The sequence below is a fragment of the Shewanella sp. SM23 genome (assembly GCF_025654295.1).
Taxonomy (GTDB): Bacteria; Pseudomonadota; Gammaproteobacteria; order Enterobacterales; family Shewanellaceae; genus Shewanella; species Shewanella oncorhynchi.
Genome location: NZ_JAKKRM010000004.1, coordinates 40,660 through 53,474 on the forward strand (window position 1 = coordinate 40,660; position 12,815 = coordinate 53,474).

13 protein-coding genes and 1 pseudogene are annotated in these 12,815 nt (G+C 43.6%); 7 read left to right on the forward strand and 7 right to left on the reverse strand.

The features are described 5' to 3' along the window. Window positions 1–261: 261 nt before the first annotated feature. From metK to L5L98_RS06635, 3 genes and pseudogenes are all read left to right on the forward strand, one after another. Complete coding sequence (gene metK / locus L5L98_RS06625; protein WP_028761631.1) at window positions 262–1,413, forward strand: methionine adenosyltransferase; 1,152 nt, start codon at window positions 262–264, stop codon at window positions 1,411–1,413. Between the two features lie 156 nt (window positions 1,414–1,569). Continuing rightward, the gene (locus L5L98_RS06630) at window positions 1,570–2,055 is read left to right on the forward strand and encodes a hypothetical protein (protein ID WP_263139500.1); all 486 of its coding nucleotides are present in this window, start codon (window positions 1,570–1,572) and stop codon (window positions 2,053–2,055) included. A 77-nt stretch (window positions 2,056–2,132) separates the two neighbouring features. Beyond that, window positions 2,133–2,458, forward strand: a pseudogene (locus L5L98_RS06635) (IS5/IS1182 family transposase); the annotation flags it as partial. Between the two features lie 130 nt (window positions 2,459–2,588). Here L5L98_RS06635 and L5L98_RS06640 read toward each other — a convergent pair. Next, on the reverse strand, window positions 2,589–5,003 hold the full coding sequence (locus tag L5L98_RS06640) for a TonB-dependent receptor domain-containing protein (protein ID WP_212599759.1): 2,415 nt from the start codon (window positions 5,001–5,003) through the stop codon (window positions 2,589–2,591). A 159-nt stretch (window positions 5,004–5,162) separates the two neighbouring features. Here L5L98_RS06640 and L5L98_RS06645 point away from each other — a divergent pair, with 159 nt between their 5' ends. Next, window positions 5,163–5,567 (forward strand): GNAT family N-acetyltransferase, encoded by a 405-nt coding sequence (locus tag L5L98_RS06645; RefSeq protein WP_263139502.1) that lies wholly within the window; start codon window positions 5,163–5,165, stop codon window positions 5,565–5,567. 38 nt (window positions 5,568–5,605) lie between these two features. On the opposite strand, the gene L5L98_RS06650 is transcribed toward L5L98_RS06645, so the two are convergent. Beyond that, the gene (locus L5L98_RS06650) at window positions 5,606–5,956 is read right to left on the reverse strand and encodes a hypothetical protein (protein ID WP_131525100.1); all 351 of its coding nucleotides are present in this window, start codon (window positions 5,954–5,956) and stop codon (window positions 5,606–5,608) included. Window positions 5,957–6,036: 80 nt separating this feature from the next. After that, a complete protein-coding gene (locus L5L98_RS06655; RefSeq protein WP_263139504.1) occupies window positions 6,037–6,579 on the reverse strand; it encodes a GNAT family N-acetyltransferase in 543 nt (180 codons plus the stop codon). Window positions 6,580–6,747: 168 nt separating this feature from the next. Here L5L98_RS06655 and L5L98_RS06660 point away from each other — a divergent pair, with 168 nt between their 5' ends. After that, window positions 6,748–7,764 carry a GGDEF domain-containing protein gene (locus L5L98_RS06660; RefSeq protein ID WP_263139506.1) on the forward strand — a complete coding sequence of 339 codons (1,017 nt, stop codon included), beginning with the start codon at window positions 6,748–6,750 and terminating at the stop codon, window positions 7,762–7,764. Between the two features lie 36 nt (window positions 7,765–7,800). On the opposite strand, the gene L5L98_RS06665 is transcribed toward L5L98_RS06660, so the two are convergent. After that, window positions 7,801–8,031 carry a hypothetical protein gene (locus tag L5L98_RS06665; RefSeq protein ID WP_028759411.1) on the reverse strand — a complete coding sequence of 77 codons (231 nt, stop codon included), beginning with the start codon at window positions 8,029–8,031 and terminating at the stop codon, window positions 7,801–7,803. 71 nt (window positions 8,032–8,102) lie between these two features. Here L5L98_RS06665 and L5L98_RS06670 point away from each other — a divergent pair, with 71 nt between their 5' ends. Then, on the forward strand, window positions 8,103–8,519 hold the full coding sequence (locus L5L98_RS06670; RefSeq protein WP_113939802.1) for an META domain-containing protein: 417 nt from the start codon (window positions 8,103–8,105) through the stop codon (window positions 8,517–8,519). Window positions 8,520–8,591: 72 nt separating this feature from the next. Here the strand turns inward: L5L98_RS06670 and L5L98_RS06675 are convergent, their stop codons facing one another. Continuing rightward, entirely contained in the window at window positions 8,592–9,926 is a 1,335-nt protein-coding gene (locus tag L5L98_RS06675) for a dicarboxylate/amino acid:cation symporter (protein WP_263139509.1), read from the reverse strand. A 209-nt stretch (window positions 9,927–10,135) separates the two neighbouring features. Beyond that, window positions 10,136–10,432: a hypothetical protein gene (locus L5L98_RS06680; protein WP_113939800.1), complete on the reverse strand. Its 297-nt coding sequence runs from the start codon at window positions 10,430–10,432 to the stop codon at window positions 10,136–10,138. A 213-nt stretch (window positions 10,433–10,645) separates the two neighbouring features. On the opposite strand from L5L98_RS06680, the gene L5L98_RS06685 reads away from it, so the two are divergent. Further along, on the forward strand, window positions 10,646–11,089 hold the full coding sequence (locus L5L98_RS06685) for a GNAT family N-acetyltransferase (RefSeq protein ID WP_105250107.1): 444 nt from the start codon (window positions 10,646–10,648) through the stop codon (window positions 11,087–11,089). A gap of 108 nt (window positions 11,090–11,197) precedes the next feature. On the opposite strand, the gene L5L98_RS06690 is transcribed toward L5L98_RS06685, so the two are convergent. Beyond that, on the reverse strand, window positions 11,198–12,493 hold the full coding sequence (locus L5L98_RS06690; protein WP_028761640.1) for an aromatic amino acid transport family protein: 1,296 nt from the start codon (window positions 12,491–12,493) through the stop codon (window positions 11,198–11,200). Between the last annotated feature and the right edge of the window lie 322 nt (window positions 12,494–12,815).

A 12,815-nucleotide genomic window follows, 5' to 3' on the forward strand; every position in this document is an offset into this window, starting at 1 on the left:
CACTTTGCTGGCGTTTACTTGAGAGGGCATAGCAAGGATCACTTGTAATGGAGAAATAAATTTCTCAAAAACATAGTAAACTTAATGCTATGAAATATAAGTAAAATAACCTATTTATGACAGAGCGTAGTCGTTTTCAGGTCACAATCTGAGAGGATTTTTTATTATCGGGGGTGATCGGCAATCGGATTTAAACTAAAATAGCCGTCTAGATGTAGATGCTTCTACACGTTTGAATGCTAACGACGAGATTTTCCTACTATGGCAAAGCACTTGTTTACTTCTGAGTCGGTCTCAGAAGGTCATCCCGATAAGATTGCAGATCAGATTTCTGATGCTGTGCTAGATGCAATTCTGGCTCAAGATCCAAAAGCACGCGTAGCGTGTGAAACTTATGTCAAAACCGGCATGGTATTAGTGGGTGGTGAAGTCACTACCTCTGCCTGGGTTGATATTGAAGAAATCACCCGTAAAACGGTGCGTGAAATTGGTTATACCCATTCAGATATGGGGTTTGATGCAGACTCGTGCGCAGTATTAAACGCCATTGGTAAGCAATCACCCGACATTAATCAAGGTGTAGACCGCGCAGACCCTGCAGAGCAAGGGGCTGGCGATCAAGGGTTAATGTTTGGCTATGCTAACAACGAAACCGACATTCTGATGCCTGCACCTATCACCTATGCTCACGCATTAGTGAAACGTCAGTCTGAAGTGCGTAAAAATGGCACGCTACCTTGGTTACGCCCAGATGCGAAAAGCCAAGTCACTTTTGCCTATGATGATGGCAAAATTGTCGGTATCGATGCAGTTGTGTTGTCGACTCAACACAGAGATGACGTTTCACAAGCCGATTTAATTGAAGGCGTGATGGAAACCATTATCAAGCCTGTATTACCGGCTCAATGGTTAAACAAAGATACTAAGTTCTTTATCAACCCAACTGGCCGTTTTGTTATCGGTGGTCCAGTAGGTGATTGCGGCTTAACCGGTCGTAAGATCATCGTTGACACCTACGGCGGCATGGCCCGTCATGGTGGTGGCGCATTCTCTGGTAAAGATCCATCAAAAGTGGATCGTAGCGCGGCATATGCTGCCCGTTATGTAGCAAAAAACATCGTTGCAGCAGGTCTTGCTGATCGCTGTGAAATCCAAGTGTCTTACGCTATTGGTGTGGCAGAGCCGACCTCTATCAGCATCGAGACCTTCGGTACTGGTAAGGTGTCTGAAGAAGTGCTGATCAAGTTAGTCCGTCAACACTTTGAACTTCGCCCATACGGTTTAACGGCCATGCTAGATTTAGCACGTCCAATTTATCAAGCGACCGCCGCTTATGGCCACTTTGGTCGCAGCGAATTCCCATGGGAAGCTACTGATAAAGCCGAAATATTGCGCGCTGACGCAGGTCTATAGTCTTAATTCATTTCAATTTTTACACTTAAGACCCATAAAAAAACCGCTATCCAGCGGTTTTTTTATGTCTGACATTTGGTTAGATTAATAGTGCTAAGACAAATATGGCAAGATAAAAAACAGCATATACACAGACCATTAGAGTGCACAGACCCCATGACCGATAACGCCATCTTATTACAGCAACTTCAATCTTGTGCATGGGCAGCCAACGTAGGTCTGCCAGAGGAAACAGCAAAGACATACGGTACATTAGAGGAGATCGCCGCTTTTCTTGAATCCGATCCTGAAGCCTTTTTTGAAACACCTTACGAAATCCACTATGAAAGCCTGTGTGTAACAGACCATGACATGGCAAATTCGTTAAAAACAAAGGCAGTAGTAAATGATGTGCATGCTTGGATTTCTGACAGCGAAGTCGATGAAATTTCTAAGTCAGCTTACCTCTCCACTTGGAAAATTATTCCCGTTGCAGAAATATGCGCGCTGACATCCGATGACGCTAATACGCTCGCAACACTGCTCCTAGCTGACGTTAAACTTTCAGCCTTTACGAGTGAACGCCTATCTTGGTATCTCTGTGGAAGAATACCCTTTGGTTATATTGGTACTTATCCAAACGGACAATGGCTGATTCTGTAGGCTTATACGCTAGCACCTTTAATTTTTCTGACTTCATCTAGGGTCTATTGAGCTTTCGAGAATGATTTTTAGAGAGCATGCCAAGATTGATACTAACCAATGCACGCAGGGAAACGCTATTTCATTTAATGAACAGCACAGGCCGTGTTTATGATAAACCTGAACATAGATAAACATTTGAAGGCATTCTTTACCGCCTTCTAGTAGGCCCCCCTTAGCAAGATTGACCCAAAGAGTTGGGCCATTGGAGTACGGTTTTTAGAGGGTTTCATTTATGATCTAAAAAGACATTCAGGCCTATTTACTCAAAGCTTTAGTAAAAATGGCCGACACGGAATGGGTCTTTATTGATGGCTCGATAGTGCGGACTCACCAGCACAGTGCAGGTGCACTGAGTAATGAGTAATGAGTAATGAGTAATGAGAGTTACCCTATTGTTTAATTGATAGTGGATACCTTTATCAAACGGGTAACTCTCAGTTTTATCTATCGCCCATGAATATCAAATAATGGCTAATGCACAGGGTATTCGTTTAGAAACGTACATTCATACCAACCCAGAAGTTACGGGCCTTATCTTTGTTATTAAAATCATCAACGTAAGATGCTGTGTATCCGTTTTGGCCATTATCGTCAGAGACACAAGTGGTGCTAGTGTCACTACATTCGGTGAAGACAATATCGTATGAAGTAAAATCTTTATCAAACAAGTTATTTACTCGCATGTTGAAGGTGACAAACTCACTCGCCTGATAAGAACCACCAAGATGGAACACGTTATAACCTTTATAGTAGAGTGCAGCATCATTAATGATATCCCAAGAGCGATAACGTTTAGCACGGTATTCTGAGGTCAAGAATACGTTAAATGAGTCGGTCAACTCCCATTTTAATGTCGCGTTTGCCATATGCTTGGCACTGTTGCCGAGTGGACGGCCTTGCTCTGCACCGCTTTTCTGCTCGCTATCTGTGTAAGTATAATTAGCATTTAACGTTAAGGCATCTAGAATTTCCCAACGTCCCGCGAGCTCAGCACCTTGAATAGTAACTTTATCTATGTTGACTGTTTTGCTACTGACTGCATAACCTAAATCAGCATATTCACCCGCATCGGAACATTCTATGCTCGTACCTTTACCACAGGGTTGTGAAGCAATCTTATCGTCAAAATCATTTTTAAAGATAGTGACGTTAAAATTATGGCCATCTGGATGAGACCAATACAGGGCGACTTCGCTGGACACACTGGTTTCAGCTTCGAGATCTGGGTTACCAAATTGCGGTGAGGTTCCTTGGCCACCAAAGCCAACGACACCATCATACAATTGTGTGGTTTTAGGTGTTTTAAAGCCTGTGCTCACCCCACCCTTTACAGTCCACTCATTATTAATGGTGTAAACGCCGTATAGACGTGGGCTGAGTTGGTTGCCAAATATTTCATGATCATCATGACGTAAACCCGCAGTAACAGATAAATCAGAAGTCATGCTCCATGTATCTTCAGCAAAAACAGACCACATATTGTGTTCTTGTACTGCGCCAGGCGTACCTTCTTCCATACCAAATACACCGTCTTTCAACTCACCACGAATCACCTGCGCCCCCGTCACTGCGACATGATTTCCTGCAGCTTCAAATGGAATATCGAGTTTCATATCAAGCGTATATTGATTACTTGCCATTTCGCGTTTAGGTCTAGGCAGGAAAGTGGATTCAGCAATCGCTTTACGTTCGGCTTCAGTCATGCCGGTGTAATCCCCTTTACCATCAATCATCTGCAGTAGTAATACTCGTTCAGCAGTGGTAAATGGCAGTGTGCGGCCATTATTTTGTGTGTCTACATAGGATAGTGACACAAAGCTTGTACCAAAATCCCAAGCACCTTCATGGGTTAACGCCCAAGCATCACGGGTAAATTTTTGAGTCTCGCTGTAACCCGCTCGCGGATTTGATCGTCTTGCCCATTCACCACCGCTGGCTAGACAAGCAGCCTCACGGGAACCTACACCGCCTTTGCAGAAGTTACTGGCAATCCAGAGACTATCGATATTATCAACAGTACCAAGCGGATACTCTCGTTCACCGTTATCATTGATCAGTGGCGTATTATCATAATCTTGAGATGAGGAATCTAAATCAAACCAAATTTTGTGATGTTCATTTAGTGTCCAACTTAAACTCCCACCTAACATATGATTTTCGTTATCGACGGTTTTACCGCCACCACCAAAACCGAGTGAACGAGTGCGTACTTCTCCATTAGGATAATCTACTGGTGCGTACTCTGGTGTAGACCCCATTCGATCATAAATACTGCCATGAATCGATAACCCAAGAACGCCTTTAATGAGGGGACCCATCACGCTGAAATCGGTAGTGATATCTTCGCCATAGGCATCATTGGTTTGATGAGTTCGGCTGTGAGTGATAGAGCCAGACCATTCGTCGCCCACTTTTTTAGTGATGATGTTCACCACACCACCTAAAGCATCTGCACCGTATAACGTTGATGCTGGCCCACGAATAACTTCAATTCGATCAATAGCATCAAGTGGTGGTACATGACCAAATTGATTGCCACCAAAACTGTTTGGATAAATATCACCATGGTTATTCTGACGCTTACCATCGACAAGGATTAAGGTATAGTCAGATCCCATACCGCGTAGACTGATGGTACCTTGCCCTGTTTTATCACGGGTTTCACCAATATCAACCCCTTCCAAGTCACGCACTGCATCTAGGAGAGTGGTATAAGGTTTTATCATCAAATCTTCTTGGGTGATAACAGAAATACTGGCTGGTGCATCAACCAATTTCTGTTCATATCCAGAGGCAGTAACCACCATAACTTCCATTTTTCTGTCGGGAGCCTCTTCGGCTTGGACAAAATTACCCGCAAATACAGCGGTAATGGCAACTGCCAAGCAAGTTTGACGAAATAACATAAACCTCTCCTGTTTAGTAAACTTAGTTTACAAATGTAACCCACAAATGATTTCGCGAATGATAATGATTAACATTAGTGAGATCAATCAAAAGTTGAATACAACAGAAATAACATTTACGTTTTATAAAGTAATCACATTCCAGAAAGAGTTTTTGATATGAACTTTGAAGTTATTAGTGAAGAAAATATCGCGATTGTGGATGCGCTGGTAGACGGCGTTCGGCAATATAATGCTGGGCTCTTAGGACCCGAGAAATCAGTACCTTTGACTGTCATTGCACGTGATGAAGCTGGCAAGTTGATTGGTGGTGTGGGTGGCCGAACTATCTATAAAAACTTCTTAATCAATGTCGTCTGGGTTGATGACCAAACCAGAGGCACAGGGCTTGGGCGTAAACTGATGGCACTTGCAGAAGCAGAGGCGAAACAGCGGGGTTGCTTGGTAGCTCAAGTGGATACCTTATCGATTCAAGCACCTGTGTTTTATGAAAAACAAGGGTTTGAGATCATAGGCACTGTCACCACTGACCCTCAGCGCATCTTTCTGATGAAGAAGTATTGATCAAAAAAGCGATTGAGAAACGGACTGAATTAACACACTCAGCAATGATCGAAATGGGCGTTTTGCATGCAGAGTAGACCAATCTGCTCTTGGGATAAAATAGCGCATTCTAACGCGCTCTTGGAGTTTACACGGCTAAGTTCCTTATCGGTCAGTCGCGTAATCACCGTCGAATAGGCATTGGTTCGACCACAATCGAGCCAAATATTCCCCACTTGTACCCAATAATGCTGCACTTGCCCTGAATCGGAGATAAACTCGACTTCAAATCCCCTCGCCTCACATTCATGGTGAGCGCACTCAGATAGGACCAATCTCAAGTTGTCCCAAGCCGATAAATTGACTTCGGCATAGGCCGTTAATAGTGACTCAACAAATTGTACATTCATGTATTTATCTCCGTTATTTAACCTGAACTCGGGTTATTTACACAGTAGAGATTGAATCCTTAATTTCTATCATCGAACAACTAAGCTTGGGTCTTTGCCGCCATTAAATAATAATCTCTTGCCGAAACGGTGAAAAAATCCACAACCTGCATGTGCGCTTTACCCGAGTGAGCGGCAAAGGAACGTTCATTATCTTCAGCAATAAAGGTCAACATATAGCTAAAATGCGGAGCAACTTGGCGACGAATTTCATGGACTAATGCCTCGAAAATCCCTTGCCCACGGTAGGCTTGCTGCACCCATATCGGCCCGTATTGGCAAGAATTGACCTTAGTTAATTTAGGTCCATCCCAATCGAGTTGCCCCAAACGATTCAACAAAGTGCGGTAAATGGGCCAATGTTCGAAAAATCCCCAACGGCCTGCAATCACATAACCGACGATCTGCTGCTCAACCTGCGCCACCACGACCCAATGGTGCTGCACTAATTCGCTCAATTCACCGTGGGAAAAAGCTTGCCCTTGTAACCCCATACTGGCGGAAGCTAATTCATCATTAAGATGTTTTTTCTCTAGCATCGCTAATAAATCAACATCTTGAGGTAAGGCTAGTCTAATTTTCACAATGTTCTCACAGCATTATTTCGGCTTTGGGCCCAATTTCAGCCCGCCAGTATACTCGGTTGGGTTAATAGGCACAGCAAGAACAAGGCAATATTTAGGGCTTTGATTTGCTAAATATCCTTTTATTTCCCAAACTTAATGGATATTTAGCCATAGTTAGGCGTTTGTATGTTGCCAGAAACAATTAATCCCAACTTGAGTTTACTTGATACCGATAATCAACAAGTCAATCTCACACGCTGGATGCACCAATGTGAGCTCATCAAAAGCTATTACAACGCCAACACGGTTTTCATATTCCAAAAAATCAGTGCAGGGTTTGAGATCATCGTCAGTTCAATCACTGAAACACCGCAATTTACCGCAGGCACTTTATATCCACCAGCACTCGAACTCTTCAAACAGATACAAAACAGCCAACCTGATGGTTTATATCAAAACCTCGGCAGCTTTATGTTAGAGGATTTACCAAGGGATTTTGATGGTATTCAGCATATTCTCTCACGTCCTATCGTTTGGCCGGATGGTAGCCAATTTGGCGCCCTGTGCGTACTCAACCCACATATGGCAGACCCGCTAGTCAATGCCGCTATGCTCGAACCATTTCAGATTTTACTGCAACAGGAATTATCCCTTCTGTGTCAGAACCATAGAATTGAATCCCTTTCGATGCGCGATCAAGAAACGGGCATGCTCAACCATTACGGCTTCTTGATGATGGCACCAAGGCAGCTCAATTTAGGCCGCCGCTTTGGTGCCCATGCAGGTATCATCTTCTTTGAATTACTGAGTCCGGATAACACGCCCATCCCCCTCGAAGATAATCACCACAGACTGTTAGGTAAGTTAATCCAAGATACGATACGGACCGCCGACGTTGCCGCCCACTACAACAGCACTCAATTTGTGGTACTGGCCTTTGTGGATGGTGAACGAGATATTCAACATATTATGAAGCGGGTAGAAAAACAGTTAGAACAGCAAAACCACCAGCTTAAACTCGATGCGAGTTACAGTTTCTTCACTCCAGAATCCAGCGCTAAGCTTGCACCTATGATGGAACTCGCGCGGGGCAAACTCGATTCAATGCGCCCACCTGTACCACAAGCCGCAGACACGCCAGTAGAACCCGCCATTGACTCAAGCTTGTACGATAATCCCGCCGCAGATTCGGCAGAGCTTTGATTTAATGAAATTTAGGCTTAATTAGGCAGTACAAAATTACTTGGAATGCTCATCTTGGCGCTTCGCCCATTGGATAAACAGCACCACAGGATAGGGCGACATTAAGACCAACCCTAAACCAATCAGACTTGAGATCAATAACATGCCGCTTATCTCTAGACTCCATTGCGTCAACATATAAAACCCAAGTCCACAAACTAGCATCAATACACCTAACCAATGTAAAAACTTCAACAAATTCAGAGTGCTTTTAAATGAGCCTGTCATATAAACCCCTTTAGATCTTACGAAAAACTTGTCACACTATGGCCATAATCATGGAAAAAGGAACCGCAACGATGTTAAAACAAACATTCATCTTAGGTGCACTACTCTTAGGCATCACCGCCTGCCAAAGTGCCGATATAGCCCCAAATGATACCATTCCATTAGAAGGCCGCTGGCACATTGAAATGGTCCAAGGCCAACCGACTATCGATTACAGCCCAGCGCAAATCACCTTTGAGGCCGAAGGTAAATTACATGGCAACAACAGCTGCAATAACTTTTTCGGTCAATATACTCAGCAAGGCGAAGAGCTTAAGCTATCTCCTGCCGGTAGCACAATGAAAGCCTGTGTGGATGCCCTAATGCAGCAAGAGCACAAAGTGATGCAAGCTATGCCATTAGTTACCAAAGCAAAATTAGTGCAAGGCCGACTTACCTTACTTAACAGCGACGACAAGCCAGTGTTAGTGTTAAGCCAAATGAAGTAACCATAAAACTTGTCAGCATAAAAAAACCGCCAATGGCGGTTTTTTAGTTAACGAACCAGCAATAAAAAGTCCCTATGCTTTGACACTCTTAGCCGCTGCAATTTCGAGGGCGATATTCTGTTCGGCTATTACGGCGCTTTGATCTATGTCGGCATTATAATGCGCCATATCCAACTCATCTTCAGACTTTGCAATGACAGTCGTCGCCACTAAGTCACCGGAGACGTTTACCACAGTACGCACCATATCTAAAATACGGTCAATTCCCGCAATCAATGCCACCCCTTCTAAGGGAAGCCCTACGGTTGTGAGTACTAAAGTCAACATCACTAAACCCGCACCGGGCACACCCGCAGTACCAATAGAGGCCAACGTCGCCGTTAAAATAATGGTGAGATAATCAACTAAAGTCAGGTCGATACCAAACGCCTGTGCCACAAACAGCACTGTGACCCCTTGGTATAATGCTGTGCCATCCATATTGATTGTGGTGCCTAGCGGTAATACGAAGCTAGAGATCTTCTTATGAACCCCCAAATTTTCACTCGCACACTTCATACTCACAGGAAGCGTGCCCGCAGAGCTCGACGTGGTAAACGCCACTAACATGGCATTGCTAATCCCTTTAAAAAACTGCAGCGGGCTCAATTTAGCAAATCCGCGCAATAAAAAACTATAGAATCCAATCACATGAATAATACAGCCAAGGTACACAGCAATAATGACTTTGATCAGTGGCCAGAGCATATCAATCCCATACTCCCCCGCTACCCAAGCCATTAGCCCAAATACACCGTAGGGTGCGAGCTTCATCACCATGTCGGCCATTTTATACATGGCCTCAGCTAAACTTTCGAACACTTTAATTGCAGGTTTTCCATGCTCGCCAATCAGCACTAAGGCGATACCTAAAACAATCGCAAATACTATAACTTGCAAAATTTGCCCGCTTGCTAAAGCCGCAATAGGATTCGTCGGTACTATGTCGATCAAAGTATCGATTAAAGAAGGTATTTCTTTGGCAGTTTGAGTCGCGCCTTCTGCCAATGACAAACCTAAACCAGCACCGGGTTGAAGAACATAACCGACAATTAAACCGATAGTGATCGCGATAGCCGTGGTAAAGAGATAAAACGCAAAAGATTTAAAACCAATACGCCCCATCTTGTTCGTATCCTGCATCGAAGTGACGCCCACAATCAGTGAGCAAAACACCAATGGCACAATCAGCATCTTAATGGAATTAACAAACAAGGTGCCTATCGGCTTTAAGTGAGTCGCTTGCTCGCCGAAGATGATGCCCACTAAAATACCTAGCACCATACCGATAACAATTTGCAGCCACAGCGGCACTGACATCCAGCGAGACCAAACACGGCCTAATGCTGACGACTTTTGTTTTGTCATATTGATAACCTTGAATTCAAAACTATGATGGGGCAAAGACCAAAACTAGCACGCTAGTTTCTCAGTCTAAATGGGGCAATCGCCGAGTCTAGCAGAGGGGTTTTAATCGAGGGATGATCTGGGTCACGTTGAGCTAAACCGCCTTAAAATCAGTAATATTAACCAAACCAACTTTGTTAAATTGGCCGCTGAAATGTTAGTTTTCCTGCTTAAGCATCAAAATATTCTGTGACTTTTTTTGGTGCTATTTGCTGACGATAAAGCGACGCAGGCGGTTGCTCACGCTCAATCAAATAACTCCAATAATCGTCATCAAAACCACTGAAAATAAAGTCGGACTTACCGTTAGCTTTTAAGACTAACCACCACCAAACTAAACCCCATAAACCAAAGCTCAACAGCGTTAAAATAAAATGCAGACGATGATTTATCTGTTCATCAGCAGCAATATCATAGACGGGTAAAATCTTAAGTTTATAGCGGCGAGTAGACTTAATAAATCCCATCATTAACTCACTTAGTTCAGCGAAAGGACACTAGAGACAAGCCTAGCAGATAAGACTTTAGTCGTACAAATATCCACAGCAATAAATAATATCAGTGCCTAACCTGCCACTGCCAAACTCGTTATCCCTCGTCGTTCCATGCTAAAGTGAATCACAAAATGTTGTTTACTAAACAAGAGCGGTATTGTCAAATAACCGCCTAGGAGTTGTAGTATGTTGATTCGTAAAGCTAAGGCTCAAGACCTCATCGCCTTAGTGCAGTTTAATCAGGCCATGGCCCAAGAAACCGAAGGCCTAGCCTTAGATGAAGCGACACTGACTCGAGGTGTGGGCACGCTACTTGAGAGCCCGCAAAAAGGGTTTTACCTGGTCGCTGAAATCGCAGGTGAGCTAGTCGGCTCGCTCATGGTGACATTTGAATGGAGCGATTGGCGTGCGAAGGATTATTACTGGATCCAGAGTGTGTATATTCGCCCGAAAAATCGTCGCCAAGGCATCTATGCCAAACTCTACAGCGAAGTCAAACAACTGGCCGAAGCCAATGGTGGTGCCGCAAGCTTCCGTTTATATGTCGAGCAAGAAAATCTCGCCGCACAGCAGACCTATCAAGCGTTAGGGATGAAGCAGAGTTACTACTTAATGTACGAAGAAAAATAAGCGATTCAAATGTTATACGTAATAAAAAAGGATCGGGCCAATGGCACGATCCTTTTCTTTTTACGACTCACGATTCACATTCAAACCGCGTTCCTACTAGATTAAAACTTAACGAAAGAAACCAAACAGAATAGCCGTCATTGCCAATAAACCCGCTATAACCACGAAGATATTGCTGATGCGACCACGGTGCGCTTTTAATGCTGGCACTTTGTATACAGCATACATAGGCATCAAGTACAGGATAGCCGCGATAATTGGGCCACCTAAAGCTTCAATCATATTCAAAATACTTGGGTTTTTGATTGCCACGGCCCAAATCGTCACAAACATAAACACCAGAATAAATTTGTTGATTTTTTGCTCTGAAATGCCTTTTTTATTCGTGTCTAACTGCTTAACAATAATCCCCTTCATGCCTTCTGTCGCGCCCATGTAATGGCCAAAGAAAGAAGACACAATCGCGATAAAGGCAATTAATGGACCAAAGTAGCTCACAAAACCACTTGAATGCACGTTGGCGAGATAAGACAAAATCGGTAGATTCTGAGCTTTCGCTTCGGCCAATTGTGCTGGCGATAATGACAGCACACAAGAGAACACAAACAACATCACAAAGCCCACTAACATCATGGAAGTATTACGTAAAATAACATCAGCTTTGCGAGAAGCATTCGCGCCATGGTCACGTTTCAATGACACAGAAAACTGTGAAATCGCTGGAGAATGGTTAAAGGCAAACACTAAAACTGGAATCGTTAACCAAACTGTGCCTAAAAATGCACCCGCTTCTGGTACGACGAGTAAAGCATCCATTTTCCATTCAGGGATCAGGTAGATAGACATAAAGGCCAAAATACCCACCAGCGGATACACCAGCAATTGTGTCACTTTGAGCATGAATTTCTCACCTGCGACCATTACAGCCATCATACCGAGGATCAATACACCCGATAGAATGAAGCGTGGTGGCGATGCCATGCCTAACTGATTGACGATAAAGCTATCAACAGTGTTGGTAATACCCACACCGTAAATTAATACAATCGGGTAGATAGCAAAGAAATACAGTACGGTAATGGCTTTACCCGCGCCAACACCAAAATGCTCTTCAACTACTTGAGTAATGTCGCTACCTGGAATGCTTGATGAACAAACAAAACGAGATAAACCACGGTGGGCAAGATAGGTCATAGGACCGATGATCACTGCCATTAACACAAGAGGCCAAAAGCCGCCCATGCCCGCATTGATAGGTAAAAATAAAATTCCAGCGCCAACGGCAGTGCCGAACAAACTCAACATCCAAGTCGTGTCTTGGCGAGTCCAAGGTAAGTGTTTCGTTGAATCTAGATTCTGTGTGCTTTGAGGTGTTCCAAGAACACTGGTCGCATCTTTTTGCATATAAAAGTTACCTTACGGTGTGACTAGCATAATAAATTCGCGCTAAGGATAACCAAAAAAAGCCCATAAAAGTTGATCTGACACGGCTTTATGTAAGGGAATTTCATAATAAACTGATATTGAGATCTAGATCGCTGATTTAATGTAATAAGTTTTCAATACAGCATCAAAACATATACATAAAAAGCCACTTAAAAATACAAGGTATTCACCTCAAGCGAAATCCAGTGACATTGCATAAGCGCCGAGAAAAACAGCTAACCGGGCATATGTCACAAAAATCAACAAAACGAGACTAGCCGCCGCATACTCACACCTAAGG

Coding starts and splice junctions, on each gene's coding strand:
- L5L98_RS06675 (WP_263139509.1), bottom strand. CDS start 9,926: ATGACAAAACAAAAGTCGTCAGCATTAGGCCGTGTTTGGTCTCGCTGG.
- L5L98_RS06650 (WP_131525100.1), bottom strand. CDS start 5,956: ATGAATGTACAATTTGTTGAGTCACTATTAACGGCCTATGCCGAAGTC.
- metK (WP_028761631.1), top strand. CDS start 262: ATGGCAAAGCACTTGTTTACTTCTGAGTCGGTCTCAGAAGGTCATCCC.
- L5L98_RS06665 (WP_028759411.1), bottom strand. CDS start 8,031: ATGACAGGCTCATTTAAAAGCACTCTGAATTTGTTGAAGTTTTTACAT.
- L5L98_RS06645 (WP_263139502.1), top strand. CDS start 5,163: ATGAACTTTGAAGTTATTAGTGAAGAAAATATCGCGATTGTGGATGCG.
- L5L98_RS06690 (WP_028761640.1), bottom strand. CDS start 12,493: ATGCAAAAAGATGCGACCAGTGTTCTTGGAACACCTCAAAGCACACAG.
- L5L98_RS06670 (WP_113939802.1), top strand. CDS start 8,103: ATGTTAAAACAAACATTCATCTTAGGTGCACTACTCTTAGGCATCACC.
- L5L98_RS06660 (WP_263139506.1), top strand. CDS start 6,748: ATGTTGCCAGAAACAATTAATCCCAACTTGAGTTTACTTGATACCGAT.
- L5L98_RS06685 (WP_105250107.1), top strand. CDS start 10,646: ATGTTGATTCGTAAAGCTAAGGCTCAAGACCTCATCGCCTTAGTGCAG.
- L5L98_RS06640 (WP_212599759.1), bottom strand. CDS start 5,003: ATGTTATTTCGTCAAACTTGCTTGGCAGTTGCCATTACCGCTGTATTT.
- L5L98_RS06630 (WP_263139500.1), top strand. CDS start 1,570: ATGACCGATAACGCCATCTTATTACAGCAACTTCAATCTTGTGCATGG.
- L5L98_RS06680 (WP_113939800.1), bottom strand. CDS start 10,432: ATGGGATTTATTAAGTCTACTCGCCGCTATAAACTTAAGATTTTACCC.